Origin of the sequence: Lacisediminihabitans changchengi (assembly GCF_016634425.1) — a bacterium.
Lineage (GTDB): Bacteria > Actinomycetota > Actinomycetes > Actinomycetales > Microbacteriaceae > Lacisediminihabitans > Lacisediminihabitans changchengi.
In genome coordinates this window covers 393,959-413,330 of the sequence record NZ_JAEPES010000003.1, presented here as the reverse complement: position 1 = coordinate 413,330, position 19,372 = coordinate 393,959, and the positions used below count along the sequence as shown (strand labels likewise).

At 66.1% G+C, this 19,372-nt stretch carries 18 protein-coding genes; 12 read left to right on the top strand and 6 right to left on the bottom strand.

Features of this window, described 5'->3' with window-relative positions:
- Position 1 precedes the first annotated feature (1 nt).
- The 3 genes from tpiA (at position 2) to IV501_RS10295 (ending at position 1,568) form a co-directional block, all read left to right on the top strand.
- A complete protein-coding gene (tpiA, locus tag IV501_RS10305) occupies positions 2-793 on the top strand; it encodes a triose-phosphate isomerase (RefSeq protein WP_307812198.1) in 792 nt (263 codons plus the stop codon).
- Positions 794-925: 132 nt separating this feature from the next.
- Positions 926-1,177: a preprotein translocase subunit SecG gene (gene secG, locus IV501_RS10300; RefSeq protein ID WP_200555136.1), complete on the top strand. Its 252-nt coding sequence runs from the start codon at positions 926-928 to the stop codon at positions 1,175-1,177.
- 25 nt (positions 1,178-1,202) lie between these two features.
- Positions 1,203-1,568 carry an RNA polymerase-binding protein RbpA gene (locus IV501_RS10295; protein ID WP_200555137.1) on the top strand — a complete coding sequence of 122 codons (366 nt, stop codon included), beginning with the start codon at positions 1,203-1,205 and terminating at the stop codon, positions 1,566-1,568.
- A 205-nt stretch (positions 1,569-1,773) separates the two neighbouring features.
- Here the strand turns inward: IV501_RS10295 and pgl are convergent, their stop codons facing one another.
- Genes pgl through tkt form a run of 6 tightly spaced genes read right to left on the bottom strand, consistent with a single transcriptional unit; the run spans position 1,774 to position 9,953 of the window.
- Entirely contained in the window at positions 1,774-2,541 is a 768-nt protein-coding gene (gene pgl / locus IV501_RS10290) for a 6-phosphogluconolactonase (protein WP_200555138.1), read from the bottom strand.
- Positions 2,538-3,500 (bottom strand): glucose-6-phosphate dehydrogenase assembly protein OpcA, encoded by a 963-nt coding sequence (locus tag IV501_RS10285; RefSeq protein WP_200555139.1) that lies wholly within the window; start codon positions 3,498-3,500, stop codon positions 2,538-2,540. Before IV501_RS10285 ends, pgl begins: the two co-directional genes overlap by 4 nt.
- Entirely contained in the window at positions 3,497-5,038 is a 1,542-nt protein-coding gene (gene zwf, locus IV501_RS10280) for a glucose-6-phosphate dehydrogenase (RefSeq protein WP_200555140.1), read from the bottom strand. Before zwf ends, IV501_RS10285 begins: the two co-directional genes overlap by 4 nt.
- Before the next feature lie 14 nt (positions 5,039-5,052).
- The gene (locus IV501_RS10275) at positions 5,053-6,651 is read right to left on the bottom strand and encodes a phosphoglucose isomerase-related protein (RefSeq protein ID WP_200555141.1); all 1,599 of its coding nucleotides are present in this window, start codon (positions 6,649-6,651) and stop codon (positions 5,053-5,055) included.
- A 5-nt stretch (positions 6,652-6,656) separates the two neighbouring features.
- Complete coding sequence (gene tal / locus IV501_RS10270; RefSeq protein WP_200555142.1) at positions 6,657-7,832, bottom strand: transaldolase; 1,176 nt, start codon at positions 7,830-7,832, stop codon at positions 6,657-6,659.
- 27 nt (positions 7,833-7,859) lie between these two features.
- The gene (gene tkt / locus IV501_RS10265; protein WP_200555143.1) at positions 7,860-9,953 is read right to left on the bottom strand and encodes a transketolase; all 2,094 of its coding nucleotides are present in this window, start codon (positions 9,951-9,953) and stop codon (positions 7,860-7,862) included.
- Between the two features lie 322 nt (positions 9,954-10,275).
- On the opposite strand from tkt, the gene IV501_RS10260 reads away from it, so the two are divergent.
- From IV501_RS10260 to IV501_RS10220, 9 genes are all read left to right on the top strand, one after another.
- Positions 10,276-11,205, top strand: a complete 930-nt coding sequence (locus IV501_RS10260; RefSeq protein WP_200555144.1) for a heme o synthase — start codon at positions 10,276-10,278, stop codon at positions 11,203-11,205.
- Positions 11,206-11,324: 119 nt separating this feature from the next.
- Positions 11,325-12,206, top strand: coding sequence for a COX15/CtaA family protein (locus IV501_RS10255; RefSeq protein WP_200555447.1), 882 nt, complete (start codon positions 11,325-11,327; stop codon positions 12,204-12,206).
- A 130-nt stretch (positions 12,207-12,336) separates the two neighbouring features.
- Complete coding sequence (gene sufB / locus IV501_RS10250) at positions 12,337-13,755, top strand: Fe-S cluster assembly protein SufB (RefSeq protein WP_200555145.1); 1,419 nt, start codon at positions 12,337-12,339, stop codon at positions 13,753-13,755.
- A complete protein-coding gene (gene sufD / locus IV501_RS10245) occupies positions 13,756-14,973 on the top strand; it encodes a Fe-S cluster assembly protein SufD (protein WP_200555146.1) in 1,218 nt (405 codons plus the stop codon).
- On the top strand, positions 14,970-15,302 hold the full coding sequence (locus IV501_RS10240) for a non-heme iron oxygenase ferredoxin subunit (protein ID WP_200555147.1): 333 nt from the start codon (positions 14,970-14,972) through the stop codon (positions 15,300-15,302). The genes sufD and IV501_RS10240 overlap by 4 nt, the downstream gene beginning before the upstream one ends.
- Positions 15,303-15,331: 29 nt before the next feature.
- Positions 15,332-16,108: a Fe-S cluster assembly ATPase SufC gene (gene sufC, locus IV501_RS10235; RefSeq protein ID WP_200555148.1), complete on the top strand. Its 777-nt coding sequence runs from the start codon at positions 15,332-15,334 to the stop codon at positions 16,106-16,108.
- 2 nt (positions 16,109-16,110) lie between these two features.
- A complete protein-coding gene (locus tag IV501_RS10230) occupies positions 16,111-16,440 on the top strand; it encodes a metal-sulfur cluster assembly factor (RefSeq protein ID WP_200555149.1) in 330 nt (109 codons plus the stop codon).
- 131 nt (positions 16,441-16,571) lie between these two features.
- On the top strand, positions 16,572-18,212 hold the full coding sequence (locus tag IV501_RS10225) for a sensor histidine kinase (RefSeq protein WP_200555150.1): 1,641 nt from the start codon (positions 16,572-16,574) through the stop codon (positions 18,210-18,212).
- Positions 18,209-19,363, top strand: coding sequence for a GGDEF domain-containing protein (locus IV501_RS10220; RefSeq protein WP_200555151.1), 1,155 nt, complete (start codon positions 18,209-18,211; stop codon positions 19,361-19,363). Before IV501_RS10225 ends, IV501_RS10220 begins: the two co-directional genes overlap by 4 nt.
- Positions 19,364-19,372 lie beyond the last annotated feature (9 nt).

The window sequence follows — 19,372 nt, the reverse complement described above, 5'->3', positions numbered from 1 at the left end:
GGTGACGACGGGCGCTCGCGTCCCGCTGATCGCCGGCAACTGGAAGATGAACCTCGACCACCTGCAGTCGATCGCTTTCGTGCAGAAGCTGGCCTGGAGTCTCAAAGACGCCCGGCATGACTTCGCCGCGGTCGAGGTGGCGATTTTCCCGCCCTTCACCGACCTGCGATCGGTGCAGACGCTGATCGCCGCAGACAAGCTCGACCTCCACTACGGCGGTCAGGATGTCTCCGAGCACGTCTCTGGCGCGTACACGGGCGAGATCTCCGCGACGTTCCTTCGCGCGCTGGACTGTGGCTACGTCATCGTCGGTCACTCCGAGCGCCGCACGCTGCACCACGAGACCGACGAGAAGGTGGCGGCCAAGGTCGCTGCTGCCGTCACCGCGGGACTCGTGCCCGTGCTGTGCGTGGGGGAGACCGCGGAAGACCTCGAGCTGCACGGCCCGAGTGCAGTGCCGGTCGCTCAGCTTCGTGCGGGCATCGCCGGGCTCACGGCGGGTGTCGAGCTCGTCGTCGCGTATGAGCCCGTGTGGGCGATCGGCTCCGGCCAGGCGGCCACGCCCGAGCAGGCACAGCAGGTTGCTGCGGCCCTGCGGGCGACTCTTGCCGAGGTGCTCGGACAGGAGACGGCGGATGCGGCGCGCATCCTGTATGGCGGTTCAGTGAAGGCCGGCAACATCGCCGGTTTCATGCGCCAGACGGATGTCGACGGCGCTCTGGTCGGCGGCGCGAGCCTCGATCTGGCCGAATTCTCCCGGATCGCGCAGTTTCCCAAGCACGTCGGTACCTGATCACGGCGCAGGGAGGCGCGGCGATCGCGCCTCCCGAGCGCTGATCCGAGGCCCGGGTATACTGAAGGACGACTGCGTGTGGCTCCGTGCCGGCGCGGTCCCATTTCCGTAGTCGAAAGGTGCAATCGCACAGTGGCAATCCTTCAGGTCATCCTCCAGGTGGTGCTCGGTATCACGAGCCTCCTGCTGACCCTGCTCATCCTGTTGCACCGCGGTCGCGGTGGCGGTCTGTCCGACATGTTCGGCGGTGGCGTGACGTCTAACCTCGGCGCGTCCGGGGTCGCAGAGCGCAACCTCAACCGCATCACGGTGATCCTCGGCCTCGTCTGGGTCGCGTCGATCATCGTGCTCGGCCTCATCACCAAGTTCGACGCCGCAGCGTAACGCCGGCGAGAGAAGGAACACACAGATGGCTTCAGGTGGCAGTGCAATTCGGGGCTCGCGCGTCGGCGCGGGGCCCATGGGCGAGCAAGACCGTGGCTTCCACGCCGAGCGTCTCCAGGTCTTCTACTGGTGCGCGAACGGTCACGAGCTGAGCCCGTACTTTCTCGCGACGATCGAGCCGGAGGAGATCCCGGTCATTCTCGACTGCCCGAACTGTGGTCTCCCGGCCGGCCGTGACAAAGAGAACCCCCCGTCGGTGGCGAAGCTCGAGCCGTACAAGACTCACCTCGCCTATGTGAAGGAACGTCGCACCGAGGAAGAGGCAGAGACTCTGCTGGATGAGGCGCTGGAGCAGCTCCGCGCGCGCCGCTCGCGCCTCACTGCACAGTAGTTTTACCGCGGTAGTTTTACCGCGCAGTAGGTGCAACTGCGAAGAAGGCCCCGTTCGACGATGTCGACGGGGCCTTCTTTTGTCGTGCGGGGCACAAAGTCAGTGCCACACAAAGGGGCCAGCCGAACGAGTCGGCTGGCCCCTTGTGTGGCATTGCTGTCTAGAACTGGGCTGTCTAGTACTCGACTGTCTAGTACTCGACTGTCTAGTACTCGACGGCGATCAGCTCGCCGGGAACCTCGGCGGCCGCGTCGCGATCGACGAAGAACACAGTACGAAGGCGCCCCTCGATGCCGGCGACCGGAACCTCCCAGGTGCTTGCACCCGCGAGAGCGAGACCGAGCGCCGAGGCTTTGTCCGATCCGGCCAGCGCGAGCCAGATCCGGTCGGAGCGATTAAGCACCGGCAGGGTGAGGCTCAGGCGCTCCGGGGGAGGCTTGGGCGAGTTGCGCACCGAGACGACCGTCGCATCCGTCACCTGGATACCCGGGTGGTCGGGGAACAGCGACGCGACGTGACCGTCGGGCCCGACGCCGAGGAAGGTGATGTCGAAGCGCGGGTGTGCACCGCCGTCGGCAGCAACGGAGAGCTCGGTTGCATATTCCTCGGCCGCGCCGTCGAGCGTGAGCGGCCCATCGGAGCTGGCGAACGGATGCACGTTGCTCTCGATCACGCCGACATGGTCGATCAGCGCGGCGCGAGCCTGGGTTTCGTTGCGCTCAGGATCGCCGGCCGGAAGCCAGCGCTCGTCGCCCCACCACAGATTCACCCGCGACCAGTCGATGCTGTCGCGCGCCGACGACTCGTTGATCGCCTCGAGTACCGCGGTACCGACCGAGCCCCCGGTCAACACGACATTGACGTCGTGTTGCGCATCGAGAAGGTCGACCACCTTGGTGATGAAGCGTGCCGCCAGCGAACCCGCGAGGGACTGCTTGTCGGCATGCACCAGCACGCGGCGGGCGTTGGTCACCGAGCCGCCTTGGTGATCACGGCGGGCTCCGACAGCGCTTTCAGTCCATTCTGCACAACTTCACCGTACAGGTCATCCGGGTCGAGTCGACGCAATTCCTCGGCGAGGCAGTCGCGAAGGCTACGGCGGGGCAGAGAGATGTCGTGCGTCGGCTGGTTTGGCTGCAACAGCGTCGCGATGCTCGGGCTGGTGCGCTCGAGTTCGATCACGGTGTCACCGCGGTAGAGCTTGACGCCCTGGATTCCGCTGGAGCCGTGAGCGGGAGTGACCAGTTCGTGACGCGCCTGCGTGCCGAGCGCATCCTGCAACCAGGCCGCGAGCAGCTGGGTCGAGGGTGAGTCGGGCGAACCGTGCACCTCGATCCCGGTGATCGGCTCGTACGGAGGCTGGTCGAGTACGGCCGCCAGCTGCGCGCGCCACAGGGTGAGCCGGGTCCAGGAGAAGTCCGTGTCGCCGGGGGCGTAGCAGCCCGAGAGGTGATTCAGGAACCCGCGGGGATCGGGCTGTGCCGCGGCATCGGTGATCCGACGCTGGGCGATACGGCCGAGCGGGGACTGGGACACGACGGCAGGCGCCTCTCCCGGCCACCAGGCGACAACGGGGGCGTCGGAGAGCAGGAGTCCGGTGACGAGCCCCTCCTCGTCGGTCGCGGTGTCTCCGTACGCCTTGAGCACGATGACCTCGCTCGCGCCGGCGTCGCCGCCGACCCGGATCTGGGCATCGAGTCGCGGTTCGTCTGTTGTCACATCGCCGCTGCACGTGGAGACGACGATCACGCGCATGGGGTGCTCGCGCGAGGCGTCGTTGGCGGCCTCGATGGCCTCCTCCTCATGCCCAAGCTCGGTGGAGATCACCAGGGTGAGCACGCGCCCGAGAGCAACCGCGCCACCCTCTTCGCGGATCTTGACGAGGGTTTTGGATACCTGACTGGTGGTGGTATCCGGAAGATCGACTATCACGGGCGTCTCCATGTTCTGCCGTCGCGGGCGAGTAATTCATCGGCGGAGCTCGGTCCCCAGGTTCCTGGGCGGTACTGCTCCGGCTGGCCCTGAGTGGCCCAGAACTCCTCGATCGGGTCGAGGATCTTCCAGCTGAGTTCCACCTCCTGGTGGCGCGGGAACAGCGGCGGGTCGCCGAGCAGCACGTCGAGGATGAGCCGCTCATAGGCCTCGGGGCTCGCCTCGGTGAAGGCGTGGCCGTAGCCGAAGTCCATCGTCACGTCGCGCACCTGCATACCGGCGCCGGGAACCTTCGAGCCGAAGCGGATGGTCACACCCTCGTCGGGCTGCACACGGATGACGAGCGCGTTCTGGCCGAGCTCGCCGGTCTGGCTCTCGGCGAACAGGTACTGCGGAGCGCGCTTGAACACGACCGCGATCTCTGTCACGCGGCGACCGAGGCGCTTGCCGGCACGGAGATAGAAGGGCACACCGGCCCAGCGACGTGTGCCGATGTCGAGACGAATCGCCGCGAAGGTCTCGGTGAGCGACTCCGGGTTCATGCCGTCTTCGTCGAGGAAGCCGACGACCTTCTCGCCACCCTGCCAGCCGCTGGAGTACTGGCCACGCGCCGTGGCGGTGGACAGATCCTCGGGCAGACGAACGGCCGAAAGAACCTTCTCCTTCTCGGCGCGCAGGTCGGCCGCGTCGAAGGAGACGGGCTCCTCCATCGCGGTGAGCGCGAGCAGCTGCAAAAGGTGGTTCTGGATGACGTCACGCGCGGCGCCGATTCCGTCGTAATAGCCTGCACGACCGCCGACGCCGATGTCCTCGGCCATGGTGATCTGCACGTGGTCGACGTAGTTCGAGTTCCAGATGGGCTCGTAGAGCATGTTGGCGAAGCGCAGAGCAAGGATGTTCTGCACCGTCTCCTTGCCCAGGTAGTGGTCGATGCGGAACACCGAGTCGGGCGGGAAGACCGACTCCACTACGGCGTTGAGCTCTCGTGCCGTCGTGAGGTCGCTACCGAACGGCTTCTCGATGACGACGCGGCGCCATGCGCCCTCGACGTCGTCGGCAAGGCCGGAGCGGCGCAGCTGCTCGGTGACGAGCGGGAACGACTTCGGTGGGATGGAGAGATAGAAGGCGTGGTTGCCCATCGTGCCGCGGGTGCGGTCGAGGTCGTCCAGCGTTGTCTTCAGCTCGGCAAATGCCGCGTCGTCGTCGAACTCACCCTGGACGAAGCGGATGCCTTCGGCCAGCTGAGCCCAGACATCCTCATCGAAGGGGGTGCGGGCGTGCTCCGCGACGGCGTCGTGGACGACCTTCGCGAAGTCCTGGTCTTCCCAGTCGCGGCGGGCGAACCCGACCAGTGCGAAGCCGGGCGGCAGCAGACCGCGGTTGGCGAGGTCGTAGACCGCTGGCATCAGCTTCTTGCGGGCGAGGTCACCCGTCACTCCGAAGATGATCAGGGCGCTGGGTCCAGCGATTCTGTTGAGACGGCGGTCGGAGGGCAACCTGAGGGGGTTGAACTCCGGCGTGATTTCCACCGGGGACAATGAGACTCCTAAATTCAGTCGACCGCGCTGAACAGCGTGGCGAGGTTCTGCGTCGCGTCCGTCAGCGTCAGCGTCAGTACCGGACGACCGTGCTGCTCGAGCACTGTCGCGTCACCCGCGGCCTGGGCCTGGATGAGGTAGCCGAAGCTGAACGGGCTGTCGGGGATCTCGAGATCCTGCGGCGCCGTCGCCGTGATCTGCAGGAAGGCGCCGATGGCGGGTCCTCCCTTGTGGAACTGTCCGGTGGAGTGCAGGAACCGCGGGCCCCAACCGAACGTGACCGGACGTCCGGACTTGGCAGCCAGCAGGTTGCGCAGGTCGGACAGCTGGTGCAGTGTGTGGCTGTCCACATAGGCCTGGATGGCGAGGTAGCCGTCCGGACCGATCTGAGCGACCAGGGCGTCGATGACACCGGCGATCGTGTCTTGGCCAGCCACGACATCCGCAGATCCGCGCACCTCGATGCCGTCGGCCGCGAAGGCCGGGGCGAGGGGGGCCGGGCGGGAATCGAGCAGGGCACGAGTGGCGACCTTTGCCGACTCGACGTCGGGCTGGTCGAAGGGGTTGATCGCCAGCAGGCGACCAGCGACGGCGACCGCGTACTCCCAGACGAGCATCTGCGCGCCCAGCGTGCCGCTGATCTCGATCTCGCCGTCCCGCACGTGCTCGGTGGCACGGGCGCTGCCGACCAGACGCACGATCTGCACGTCGGCGAGGTTCTCGCTGAGCTCGGGGGAGGTCGTGTCAAGCACTACCGGCAGGAGGCCGGTGCCGAGCTTGCCGGTCGACTCGGCGATCAGCTGCTCGACCCAGTCGCCGAAGCCGACGATGTAGGTGCCGTCGGCGACGATTCCGACCTTGTTCTTCAGCGGCGTGGTGCCCGCGATGGCAGCACCCAGAATGAGAGCCGGGTTGCTCGGGCTGTCTACCGCAAGCTGGATACTGATGGAGGAAGCCTCCTCCAGCAGCGCACGGATGTCGACTCCCGCCAGGCCCGACGGCACCAGACCGAAGGCGGTCAGCGCCGAATAGCGCCCGCCGACATTCGGGTCGGCGTTGAAGACTCGGTAGCCGGCGGCGCGGGCGTCCTTATCCAGCGGCGAATCGGGATCAGTCACGATGACGATGCGCTCGAGGGGATCGATGCCGGCGTCGTGGAAGGCCTTTTCATAGGCCTTGCGCTGGCTGGCGGTCTCCAGGGTGGAGCCCGACTTCGAGGACACGACGACCGCAGTGGTCTCGAGTCGATCGTTCAGCGCGGAGAGGATCTGGCCCGGATCGGTGGAGTCGAGGATGGTGAGCTCGACGCCCGCGGTACGGGTGATGACCTCCGGCGCGAGCGAGGATCCGCCCATGCCGCAGAGGACGATGTGGTTGATTCCCTCTGCGTGCAGCTTGTCGCGCAGCGCCAGGATGTCGTCGATGAGCGGCTCAGAGATGACGACCGCCTGCACCCAGCCCAGGCGCTTGGCGGACTCCTCTTCGGCGTCAGGGCCCCACAGGGTCGGGTCGCCGTCGGTGATGCGGGAGGCGACAAGGTCGCTGACCAGCTGCGGGACGACCCGCTCCACGGCTTCAGCGGCTGCGCCGCTGACCGAGATGTCGAAACTCATCGGACTCAGGCCTCCGTCGACACGGTGTGGTCGGAACCGGAGCGGTCGGACTCGGTCTCGGGCTTGCCGGTCTGTGCGGACTCCAGAGCCGCGGCGACGGTGTCGAGCAGCTCGTTCCAGGAGACGATGAACTTCTCCACGCCCTCCTTTTCGAGAAGCTCGGTGACCTCGGAGTACGAGACACCCACGGCGTCGAGCTTGTCGAGAACCTCGTTCGCCTCGGCGTAGAAGCCGGTGACGCGGTCGCCTTCGATGACCCCGTGGTCGAACGTGGCGTCGAGCGTCTTCTGCGGCATCGTGTTGACGACGTCGGCAACGGCGAGCTCGGTGACATAGAGGGTGTCGGAGAGGTTCGGGTCTTTGACACCGGTCGAGGCCCAGAGCGGACGCTGGCGGTTGGCGCCGGCGGCGAGAAGCCCGAGGGCACGCTCGCTGGCGAAGGCCTGCTCGAACACCTGGTAGGCGAGGCGCGCGTTGGCGACGCCGGCCTGGCTCTTGAGCGCGACCGCCTCGGGCGTGCCGATGGCCTCGAGTCGCTTGTCGATCTCGGTGTCGACCCGCGACACGAAGAACGAGGCGACCGAGTGGATGGTCGACAGGTCGTGACCGGCCGCCTTGGCCTTCTCGAGACCCGAGAGGTAGGCGTTGATGACGTCGCGGTGACGCTCGAGGCTGAAGATCAGGGTCACGTTGACGCTGATTCCGGCGCCGATGACCTCGGTGATCGCTTCGAGGCCCTCGACCGTCGCGGGGATCTTGATCATCGCGTTCGGGCGGTCGACCTTGGCCCAGAGCTGCTTGGCCTGGGCGATGGTGCTTGCCGCGTCGTGAGCGAAGCCGGGCTCGACCTCGATCGACACGCGACCGTCCTTGCCAGCGGTCGAGTCGTAGATGCCACGGAAGATGTCGCTGGCGTTGGCCACGTCATCCGTCGTGATTTCGAAAACGGCCTCGGTGACGGTCTTGCCGGCCGCTGCCAGCTCGGCAACCTGGGCGTCGTACGCCTCGCCCTTCGCCAGCGCGCTGGCGAAAATGGTGGGGTTGGTGGTCACACCGACGACGTTGCGGCCGTCGATGAGCTCCTGCAGGCCGCCCGAGGCGATGCGCTCGCGCGACAGGTCGTCGAGCCAGATGCTCACGCCGACGGCGGACAGTTCTGCGGTGGGGGTGTTCTCTGTCATTTCTCTATTCCTTTTGTGCCGGGGCCCCTAGAGGGCGGCCAGCGAGTCCTTGGCGGCGGAGATGGCGTGCTCGGTGGTCATGCCGAACTTCTCGAACAGCGTCTTGTAGTCGGCCGAGGCACCGAAGTGGTCGATCGACACGCTCCGGCCGGCGTCGCCGACGTAGCCGCGCCAGGTGAGGTCGAGTCCGGCCTCGATCGAGACGCGGGCCTTGATCGAGCTCGGAAGCACCGACTCGCGGTACTCTGGGGTCTGCTCCTCGAACCACTCGAGGCACGGCGCAGACACGACGCGGGCGTTGATGCCCTCTTCCTTGAGCTTCGCGCGAGCGTCGACCGCGATCTGCACCTCGGAGCCGGTGGCAATGAAGATCACGTCGGGGGTGCCGTTCGGCGCCTCCGCGAGAACGTATGCGCCCTTGGCGACGTGCTTGGCCGAGGCGAAGACCTCGCCGCTTGCGGCGTCTTCCCCGCGCTCGAACACCGGGATGTTCTGGCGGGTCAGCGCGATGCCGGCCGGCCCGTTGCGTCGCTCGAGGATCGTCTTCCAGGCCCACGCGGTCTCGTTGGCATCGCCGGGGCGCACCACGTCGAGCTGCGGGATGGCCCGGAGCGAGGCGAGCTGCTCGATCGGCTGGTGGGTCGGTCCGTCTTCGCCGAGCGCGACGGAGTCGTGCGTCCAGACGTAGATGGCCGGTGCCTTCATCAGAGCGGCGAGACGCACCGCGGGGCGCATGTAGTCGCTGAAGATGAGGAACGTGCCACCGAACGGGCGTGTGTTGCCGTGCAACACGATGCCGTTGAGGATGGAGCCCATGGCGTGCTCGCGGATGCCGAAGTGCAGTACGCGACCGTGCGGGTTGCCCGTCCACTCATGCGTCGACCGCTCGGCCGGGATGAACGACGCCGCACCCTCGATGGTGGTGTTGTTCGACTCGGCGAGGTCTGCCGATCCGCCCCACAGCTCGGGGATGACCGGGCCGAGAGCGTTCAGGACCTTGCCGCTGGCGGCGCGGGTCGAGATCGACGATCCGCCCTCGAACACCGGAAGTGCCTCCTCGACGCCCTCGGGCAGGTCGCCGGTGAGGATGCGGTCGAGAAGCGCCTTGCGCTCGGGGTTGGCTGCGGCCCATGCCTCGAGCTGCGTGTTCCACTCGGCGTGCTCGGCCTTGCCGCGCTCGACCGCGAGGCGGGTGTGCTCGATGACTGCCGGGTCGACCTCGAAGTTCTTGTCCGGGTCGAAGCCGAGAACCTCTTTGACGGCACGCAGCTCGTCGGTGCCGAGCGCGGATCCGTGGATCTTGCCCGAGTTCTGCTTCTTCGGCGACGGCCACCCGATGATGGTCTTGAGCACGATCAGTGACGGCTTGCTGGTTTCGGCCTTGGCAGCCTCGATCGCGTCGTGCAGTGCCTGCATGTCCTCGACGTATTCGCCGGTCTTCTTCCAGTCGACCGTCTGCACGTGCCAGTGGTAGGCCTCGTAGCGGGCGGCGACGTCTTCGGTGAAGGCGATGTTGGTGTCGTCTTCGATCGAGATCTGGTTGCTGTCGTAGATGACGACGAGGTTGCCGAGCTCCTGGTGTCCAGCGAGCGACGAAGCCTCGCTGGTGACGCCCTCCTGCATGTCGCCGTCGCCGGCGATCACGTAGACGAAGTGGTCGAACGGGCTGGTGCCGGCCGGGGCGTCCGGGTCGAACAGGCCGCGCTCGTAGCGGGCGGCGTAGGCGAACCCGACGGACGAGGAGATGCCCTGGCCGAGCGGGCCGGTCGTGATCTCGACCCCGTCGGTGTGGCCGTATTCCGGGTGTCCGGGGGTCTTGGAGCCCCAGGTGCGTAGTTCCTTGAGGTCTTCGAGCTCGAGGCCGTAGCCGCCGAAGTAGAGCTGGATGTACTGGGTGAGTGACGAATGCCCAACCGAGAGGATGAAGCGGTCGCGTCCGATCCAGGTGCTGTCGCTTGGGTCGCGACGCATGACCTTCTGGAAGAGCAGGTACGCGGCGGGCGCCAGGCTCATCGCGGTTCCCGGATGCCCGTTCCCTACCTTCTCGACGGCGTCGGCCGCGAGGATCCTGGCCGTGTCAACGGCCCTATTGTCGATGGAATCCCACTGGAGAGCTGCCACGAGATTGAAGACCCTTCTGTTGCCGCGGCAGGGCCGAATGGGACCATGCCGATGGAGTTGTCGCGCTTACCAGACGTCGTCGGCACCACCGCGGGCAGCCCAACTCGCAAGCACATCGTCTATGGGTGTGCAAGCGGGGGGACTGGGCGACGGCCTGCGGCTGGCAAGCACATTCGAGTATAAGAGAATTCTGAGCCGTTCCGGTCTCGGAGGCGGCATCCTCTGGGCTTTGTCCCGGACGGTACACCTTATGATCGAAGGCGAGCGCGGCCGGAGTTCGCGGTCAGGCAGGCCACGATCAACCTGGCGGTGAGATGGAGCGATGGACGTAGCGGTGGAGGCGCCCGTTGTGCAGCAGCACATCGGACTGAAGCGCACGGTTCGGGCATACATAGCGCTGACCAAGCCGCGAGTGATCGAACTCCTCCTGGTGACGACAGCCCCGGTGATGATCCTGGCCCAGGGGGGGATACCCAACCTCTGGCTGGTGCTGGCGACTCTCGTGGGGGGCGCACTGAGCGCCGGTTCGGCCGGTGCGTTCAACTGCTACATCGATCGCGACATCGACCGCGTGATGAAGCGCACGAGCTCCCGACCCCTCGTCACCGGCGAGTTGAGCGACCGACAGGCGCTGATCTTCGCGTGGGTGCTCGGCATCGGGTCGATTCTCTGGCTCGGCCTTCTCGTGAACTGGCTGTCCGCCGCGCTGTCGCTCGCGGCCATCCTGATCTATGTCGTGCTGTACACGATGGTGTTGAAGCGCCGCACGCCGCAGAACATCGTCTGGGGCGGAGCGGCGGGCTGTGTTCCGGTGCTCATCGGCTGGTCGGCCGTCACCAACTCGCTCGGCTGGGCGCCGCTCATCCTGTTCGGCGTGGTGTTCCTGTGGACGCCGCCGCACTACTGGCCGCTGTCGATGCGCTACCGCGACGACTATTCGTCGGCAAGCGTTCCCATGCTCGGCGTCGTGCGTGGCCGTATGATCGTCGGCCTCCAGGTCGTGCTGTACGCCTGGGCGACCGTCGCCTGCTCGCTGCTGCTGATCCCGGTCGCGCACATGGGCATCGTCTACACCGCGACCGCTGTTCTCGCTGGCGCTTGGTTCTTGTACGAGTCGCATCGGCTGTACTCGATGGCCATCCGTCACGGCAAGGTGAGCCCGATGCGCGTCTTCCACAGCTCGATCACGTATCTCACCGTCCTATTCGTCGCGGTCGGCGTTGACCCGCTCGTGCCGTTCTTCCGCTTCTGACCCCCCCCGTTTCCGCTTCTCAGACCCAAGGCCATCTCATCCGCACCCCATTCGCCTGGCTTTCCGACCGAGTGACCCTCGGGGAGCGAGCTCTGCGCTGGGGGACCACGGCATCTCTCGTGCTCAGCGTTCTCATCGTGCTGGCGGGCGGTGTCGTGCGGGTCACCGCCTCCGGCCTCGGCTGCCCGACCTGGCCGGCCTGCGAGGTGGGCTCGCTCGCGCCAACGCCCGAGCTCGGCATCCACGGGGTGATCGAGTTCGCCAATCGACTGTTCACCGGCGTGCTGATCTTCGCCGTCGGCTGGGCCATTGTCGCGGCACGACTGCAGAAGCCGCGTAATCGCGGGCTGACCCGCCTGGCCTGGTCCCAGTTCTGGCTGGTGGTGGCGAACGCCGTCGCCGGTGGGCTTTCCGTCTTGGCGGGTCTCAACCCGTACGTCGTCGCGCTGCACTTCACGCTGGCGATCGCGCTGCTGACCACCACGACCCTGACCTGGCACCGCGCACGGCAGCCCATTACCTCCCCGCCCTCCCCGTCGCGGCCGGCCCGCGCCCTCGCCTGGGCCGTGACGATACTCACGCTGGCGCTGATCCTCGTCGGTACCCTCGTCACGGGATCCGGTCCCCACTCCGGCGACTCCGCCGAAGTGCATCGGATGTCGTTCAACTGGGAGCACGTCACGATCGTTCACGCGGTGCTCGGTTCGCTCACCGTGATTCTCGCGTTGGCGCTGTGGGTGGTTCTGCGCGGCGATGCCGCCGGGCGGCTCGCTCGCCGTCGCGTCGGCTTCTTCATCGTCGTCGTCATCCTGCAGGGGGCGGTGGGAACGGTGCAGGCTCTCACCAGCCTTCCGGCCGCGTTGGTCGCCATCCATCTGCTTGGCGCGGCGCTGGTCTGGATCGGTGCGCTGCGCGTGCTTCTCGACACCAACCCCGGTCTGTTTCGAGGTCGGCCCGTCGAGCGAGCAGCGGTACCCGTGAATACCGTGGGCGCCCGCTGAGACTCGGCCGAGCCCTGTAGAATCGTCGGTATTGTCTTCGCCGCCGCCACAGCCTGCTGAACAGGTCTTGGCCGCGGGAATGCGCGGCCCCATGGCTCGTGTTCACAGTGGACAGGAAAGAGGAAAGCGCATGTCAGACATCCTGATCGATCGCCCAGAGCTAGAGAGTCTCGGCATCTACGAGTTCGGCTGGTCCGACTCCGACGTCGCTGGGGCCTCCGCCAGACGCGGAATCTCTCCCGAGGTCGTCGCCGACATCTCCGCTCTCAAGAGCGAGCCGGAATGGATGCTCAAGAACCGCCTGAAGGCGCTCGCGCTGTTCTACAAGAAGCCCATGCCCGCGTGGGGTGCCGACCTTTCCGGCATCGACTTCGACAACATCAAGTACTTCGTGCGCTCTACCGAGAAGCAGGCGCAGACCTGGGACGACCTCCCCGACGACATCAAGAGCACCTACGAGAAGCTCGGCATTCCCGAGGCTGAGCGTCAGCGCCTGGTCTCCGGTGTCGCCGCCCAGTACGAGTCCGAGGTCGTCTACCACACGATCAACAAGGAGCTCGAGGAGAAGGGTGTCATCTTCATGGACACCGACACCGCTCTGCGCGAGCATCCCGAGCTGTTCCAGGAGTACTTCGGCACGGTCATCCCGTCGGGTGACAACAAGTTCGCCGCTCTGAACACGTCGGTCTGGTCGGGCGGTTCATTCGTTTACGTTCCGAAGGGCGTGCACGTCTCGATCCCGCTGCAGGCCTACTTCCGCATCAACACCGAAAATATGGGCCAGTTCGAGCGCACGCTGATCATCGCCGATGAGGGTTCGTACGTTCACTACATCGAGGGCTGCACCGCCCCGATCTACAAGTCCGATTCGCTGCACTCCGCAGTGGTCGAGATCATCGTGAAGAAGAACGCCCGCGTTCGCTACACGACGATTCAGAATTGGTCGAACAACGTCTACAACCTGGTCACCAAGCGCGCTATCGCGCACGAGGGCGCCACCATGGAGTGGATCGATGGCAACATCGGATCCAAGGTCACCATGAAGTACCCCTCGATCTACCTGGTCGGCGAGCGTGCCAAGGGCGAGACCCTGTCCGTCGCCTTCGCCGGTCCCGGCCAGCACCAGGATGCCGGAGCCAAGATGATCCACATGGCTCCGTACACGCAGTCATCCATCGTCTCCAAGTCGATCGCCCGTGGCGGTGGACGCACCGGCTACCGCGGCGAGGTGCGTATCGCCGAGGGCGCGCATCACTCCGCGAACACCGTGCGATGCGACGCGCTGTTGGTCGACTCGATCTCTCGCTCTGACACGTATCCGACCACGGACATCCGCGAAGACGACGTGCAGATGGGCCACGAGGCAACCGTCTCGCGGGTCAGCGCCGAACAGTTGTTCTACCTGCAGTCCCGGGGTCTGCCCGAGGACGAGGCCATGGCCATGATCGTCCGCGGCTTCATCGAGCCGATTTCCCGCGAGTTGCCGATGGAATACGCACTCGAACTCAACAAGCTCATCGAAATGGGCATGGAAGGGTCTGTCGGCTAGATGACCGCCCCAGCACCAATCGTCACCACCACAACCACCCCATCACCAGAGCACTCCCGCCTCGGCTCCAAGCAGCACAGCGACGGAGGCTGGGGACTCGTTCCCGTCCAGGTGCGGTCCGCGCGCTTCGCGTCGTTCGAGGTCGGTGACTTCGAGGCGGTGACCGGCCGCGAGGTCGAGTGGAAGTACACGCCGATCCCGAAGATCCAGCCGCTGCTCGCCGACAGCATCCTGGGCACTCCTCTCGAGCCGGGAACGGTGCTCGGCGACGGTGCGACCGTCGAATGGATCGAGCGCTCTGACGCGCGCGTCGGCTCGGCTGGCAAGCCCGAAGAGCGCGCCTCTGCCGCGGCCTGGTCGAGTGTCGAGAAGGCTCTTGCCATCACCGTCAGCGGCGAAGACCACAGCACCACGACCGTCGACCGCACCGGCCTCGGCCGCGACGCTCGCGCGGCACACACCGTGATCACCGCGACCAAGCACAGCAACAGCACGGTCATCCTGCTCGGCAGCGGCGACGCGATGTTCAGCGAGAACGTCGAGATCATCGTCGAAGACGGCGCGATCCTCACCGTGGTCACCGTGCAGGAGTGGGCCTCCGACGCCGTTCACCTGGCGAGTCACTTCGCCGAGGTCGGGCGCGACGCGAAGCTTCGGCACGTGGTCGTTTCGCTCGGAGGCGAGGTCGTGCGGGTCAACCCGTCCGTCCACCTGTCGAGCGAGGGCGGATCGGTCGAGCTGTTCGGCGCGTACTTCGCCGATGCCGGTCAATACCTCGAACAGCAGGTGTTCGTGAATCACGACGCCCCGAACACGGTCTCGCGCGTCACCTACAAGGGTGCCCTGCAGGGCGAGGGTGCACACACCGTCTGGATCGGTGATGTGCTGATCAAGCCAACAGCATCCGGCACAGACAGCTACGAGCAGAACCGCAACCTGCTGCTCACCGACGGCGCTCGCGCGGACTCGGTGCCGAACCTCGAGATCGAGACCGGCGACATCGCCGGTGCCGGTCACGCCAGCGCCAGCGGGCGTTTCGACGACGAACAGCTGTTCTATCTGCAGGCCCGCGGCATCGAGGAGCACGATGCCCGGCGTCTAGTGGTCCTCGGCTTCCTCGCCGAGGTCGTGCAGAAAATCGGTTCCCCCGACCTCGAGGCGCGCCTGCAGGCCGTCATCGAATCCGAGCTCGCTGGCAACAGCGGAAAGGCAGCATGACGGTGAGCACCATCAAGATCTGTGCAGAAGAGGATGTCGCGCTCGGCTCGGCCGTGCGCGTCACCATCGACGGCACGGCCATCGCCGTCGTGCGGGACTCCGCCGGGGCCGTTCACGCCATCGGCGACGTCTGCACCCACGGCGACATCTCGCTGTCCGAGGGTTTCGTCGAAGACGACACCCTCGAGTGCTGGGCTCACGGCTCCAAATTCTCGCTTCTGAGCGGTAAGCCGCTCACCCTGCCGGCCTACGACCCGGTGCCCGTCTTCGCAGTCAGCATCGTCGACGGCGACGTCTACATCGACCCGACGCCCGTTGTCGTTGACTAAAAACGGCGCGGAATAGAAAGCAGCAAATTATGTCAGTCCTCGAAATCAAGGACCTGCACGTCTCCGTCGAGACCGAGCAGGGCACCAAGCAAATCCTCAAGGGTGTCGACCTGGTCGTGAAGACCGGGGAGATCCACGCGATCATGGGGCCGAACGGCTCCGGTAAGTCGACCCTCGCGTACACGATCGCCGGGCATCCCAAGTACACGGTCGACAGCGGTTCGATCACGCTCGACGGCGAAGACGTGCTCGCGATGACCGTCGACGCTCGCGCCCGCGCCGGTCTGTTCCTGGCGATGCAGTATCCGGTGGAGATCCCCGGTGTTGCGGTGACCAACTTCCTGCGCACCGCCAAGACGGCGATCGACGGCGAGGCGCCGTCGATCCGCACCTGGGGCAAAGACGTCAAGGCGTCGATGAAGAACCTCCGCATGGACTCGTCCTTCGCCGAGCGCAACGTCAACGAGGGGTTCTCCGGTGGCGAGAAGAAGCGTCACGAGATCCTGCAGCTCGAACTACTGAAGCCGAAGTTCGCCGTACTCGACGAGACCGACTCCGGACTGGATGTCGACGCGCTCAAGATCGTGTCGGAGGGCGTCAACCGTGCCAAGGCGAACACCGACCTCGGACTCCTGCTGATCACCCACTACACGCGCATCCTCCGCTACATCACGCCGGACTTCGTCCACGTCTTCGTCGACGGTCGCGTCGCCGAGGAGGGCGGCCCCGAGCTCGCCGATCGTCTCGAAAACGAGGGCTACGACCGCTTCCTCACCGACGTGGCCGAGGAAGAGAACGTGAGCTGACCATGGCCGTCGCACTGGAACCGAAATTCTTCGACCAGGTCGAAGAGGCGTTGAAGGATGTCGTCGACCCCGAGCTCGGCGTCAATGTCGTCGATCTCGGCCTGATCTACGACCTCACCTGGGACGAAGAGTACAAGGCACTCATCATCAGCATGACGCTGACCTCGGCCGGGTGCCCGCTGACCGATGTGATCGAGGAAGAGACCGCTCAGGCGCTCGACGGCATCGTCGAGCAATTCCGCATCAACTGGGTGTGGATGCCGCCGTGGGGCCCGGAGAAGATCACCGACGATGGTCGCGACATGATGCGGGCCCTCGGCTTCTCGATGTAGTCACGGCCGCGCGGCATCCGTCCCTCGGACTGGGTGGACGCCACGCTCCTCGACCGCTGGTCTTGCGCGGTAGTCTTCATCCGATGGACCAGACTCGGGGGAAGAGCGGCACGTCTGACGAGCGTCGGCGGGTGAGACTGCGACGCTCGGTCGTGCAGTCGCAGCTGTTGGTCGCCGCCTCGATGCTGGTGCTTGCCTGCCTCGCCATCGCGCTCGACTCGGAGGCTTTGGAGTCGCCGATCTTCCTCTGTGGCCTGGGCGTGGAGTTCGTGGCGACCACCTACGCGCTGCTGATCCCCTGGTCGGAGAAGATCGCGCGTTTTGCAACCGTCCTGCCTATCGTCAACATCGTGGCGATCGTGCTAGTCCGCGAGGGGCGTCCCGAACTGGGTGCCGGCCTGCTTTTGGTGCTGCCGATCATGTGGATGGCACGACACAACGGTCTCGCTGGGACCATCGGCGGCGTGGGGTTCGCCACGGTGCTGTTGTGGGGCGGCACGGCGCTCACCGGGTTGCCGACGATAGGGTCCGCCTACGTCGTGCTCCTGCTTCTCCCCATGACGCTCGCCTTCGTGGCCACGGCGACTCATGCCACGGCGCGACGCAACATCAGCCAGCGCATCCTGCTCCAGCAACAGGCGCAGCTCGTGGAACGGGCATACGCCCGCGCGCGGAAGCAGGAGCTGTTCCGCAACGAGGTTCTCGATGCGGTCAGCTTCGGGGTGCTGGCGTTCGACCGCGAGGGCAACCTCACGCTCATGAACGAGGCGCATCGACTCTCCCTCGCCACATTCCACACACCGGCGGGATCCATCGTGCACCCCGTGGCATACCGTTCTGACCGGGTGACCGCGTTCTCGTCGGAGGAGCGCCCCATGGGCCGTGCGCTGCGCGGTGAGTCGTTCGATGACGAGACCATCTGGGTCGGCGAGCCCGGCTCGCGCCGAGCAGCGTATGCCGTCACCTCCCGGCCACTCTCGACGCCGGACGGCGAATACGACGGCCAGGTCGTGGTGGTGCGCGACATCACGCGGGAGCTCGACGCCGTCGAAGCGAGGGATGACCTGGTGGCGTCGGTCTCGCACGACCTGCGCACGCCGATCACTTCGATCCTCGGTTACCTGGAGCTCGTGCTCGAAGACGACGGGATCGACGAAAAGAACCGCAAGATGGTCGGGATCGCCCACCGAAACTCCGAACGGCTGCTCGCGCTGGTGTCCGATCTGATGCACGTGGCGAGTCAAGCCGATGCGCGGGCCCCGATGACCTTCCAGCCCTACGACGTCGGCTACACGGTAGACGAAGCGGTGGAGTCGCAGCGGCCGATGATCGAGGGGCAGGGTCTGCGGCTGGAGGCGGACATCGACGACCAGGCAATGTGTGTCGTCGATCCCCTGCGGATGCGCCAAGTGCTCGACAACCTGTTGACCAACGCGGTCAAATACAACCGGCCAGGGGGAGTGGTGCGCGTGACCTTGCGAGACGACGGAGAATTCGTGCGAATAGCGGTATCGGACACCGGAGTCGGAATCTCCGAGACCGATCAGAAGCGCCTGTTCGAGCGGTATTTTCGCGCCGAATCTGCTCGCCAGTCCTCCGTGCACGGCTCCGGTCTCGGCCTCAACATCACCGCGGAGATCATCGCGGAGCACGGCGGTGAGCTGCTGGTGTCGAGCGAGCCGGGCGTGGGTTCCAGATTCGAGATCGTGCTTCCTTCGCTTGGCTCCGCGACGTCGGTCGTCGGCCCAGGAACCGTGATGGGAGCCCCGTGATTCTGGATGCCACCACGCTCTCGCTGGTCGAGGGGCTAGTGTTTCTCACCACCGGGGCGACCTTCATCCTCGGCACGGTGTTGGGCCGAACCACTGCGGTCGGACGGGTGTGGAGCGCGGCATTCGCGGTCGGCATCCTCGCGGTGATGTGCTTCGGGGTGTCCGGCATCATCGAGGGCAACCTTCGGACCATCAACGCCATCGGATGCGCCGCGTTCTCTGCGGCGATCGCCATCATGTGGAGCGGTTGTCGCGTGGCCAACGGCCGCGGCAGTCTTGCCTGGGTGGCGGCCATCGCGGCGAGTGCGGCCGGCCCAGTCGTCTACCTCGACGATCCGGCATACGGTCAGTGGGCGGGCTCGCTGCCCTTCTTTCTACTCGTGGCGGTACTGGCAGCGCTCGTGGCGGTCGAGACCCTGCGCGGCCGATTGCTCCACGACTCGAATGCCTCTGCGCTCACCGCAATCTTCGCCTTCGCCGCGCTGTTTTACCTGGTGCGCGCGGCGGTGGTGGCCATAGTGGGTGTCCGGTCGCCGATCTTCCTCGACTGGTTCGGCTCGATCACCACCAGCATGGTGGTCATCGTCCTCATCCTGGTCGCCGGCATCTCCATGTCGGCGCTGCGGAACACGCTTCCCTCTGAAGCGGACGATAAGGACACGAGCGGGTCGGGGATCCCCGGCATCGCCGGTCCAGCACTCTTCGATCAGCAGCTGCGGGATTGGCTCCGTCGAGCTCGAATCGATCGGTCACCCCTCATGCTGAGTCTGATCGAGGTCGACGATCTCGACCATCTCACCGCGGTGTTCGGACGCGAATTCGGCGACTTGGCGATCCTTGCCGTCGGTCGTGCGGCCTGCGAGAGCTCGCCCATCGGTTCCGTCGTCGGCCAGGTAGCATCCCGACGGTTCGCGGTGATCTCGGTCGTCGCCGATGCGCGGCGGGTCGCCGATGACATCCAGAACGCCCTGGTGGACCGTCCGCTGGATAGCGTGACCGGCATTCGCGCGGTTGCCACGATCGGGGCCGCAACGACGGTCGAGGCCGGGTACCGGGAGCCCGACCTCATCGCGGCCGCGCAGGCCGCGCTGGATCTAGCGATCGCTGGCGTGGCTGCCCAGACGCCGCCGGCACAGGCGGTCACGGACTGACCGGATCTG

Excerpts from the sequence above, each read along its gene's own strand:
- IV501_RS10295 (WP_200555137.1), top strand. The coding sequence starts at position 1,203 with ATGGCTTCAGGTGGCAGTGCAATTCGGGGCTCGCGCGTCGGCGCGGGG.
- IV501_RS10275 (WP_200555141.1), bottom strand. The coding sequence starts at position 6,651 with ATGAGTTTCGACATCTCGGTCAGCGGCGCAGCCGCTGAAGCCGTGGAG.
- tal (WP_200555142.1), bottom strand. The coding sequence starts at position 7,832 with ATGACAGAGAACACCCCCACCGCAGAACTGTCCGCCGTCGGCGTGAGC.
- IV501_RS10260 (WP_200555144.1), top strand. The coding sequence starts at position 10,276 with ATGGACGTAGCGGTGGAGGCGCCCGTTGTGCAGCAGCACATCGGACTG.
- sufB (WP_200555145.1), top strand. The coding sequence starts at position 12,337 with ATGTCAGACATCCTGATCGATCGCCCAGAGCTAGAGAGTCTCGGCATC.
- sufD (WP_200555146.1), top strand. The coding sequence starts at position 13,756 with ATGACCGCCCCAGCACCAATCGTCACCACCACAACCACCCCATCACCA.
- IV501_RS10240 (WP_200555147.1), top strand. The coding sequence starts at position 14,970 with ATGACGGTGAGCACCATCAAGATCTGTGCAGAAGAGGATGTCGCGCTC.
- sufC (WP_200555148.1), top strand. The coding sequence starts at position 15,332 with ATGTCAGTCCTCGAAATCAAGGACCTGCACGTCTCCGTCGAGACCGAG.
- IV501_RS10230 (WP_200555149.1), top strand. The coding sequence starts at position 16,111 with ATGGCCGTCGCACTGGAACCGAAATTCTTCGACCAGGTCGAAGAGGCG.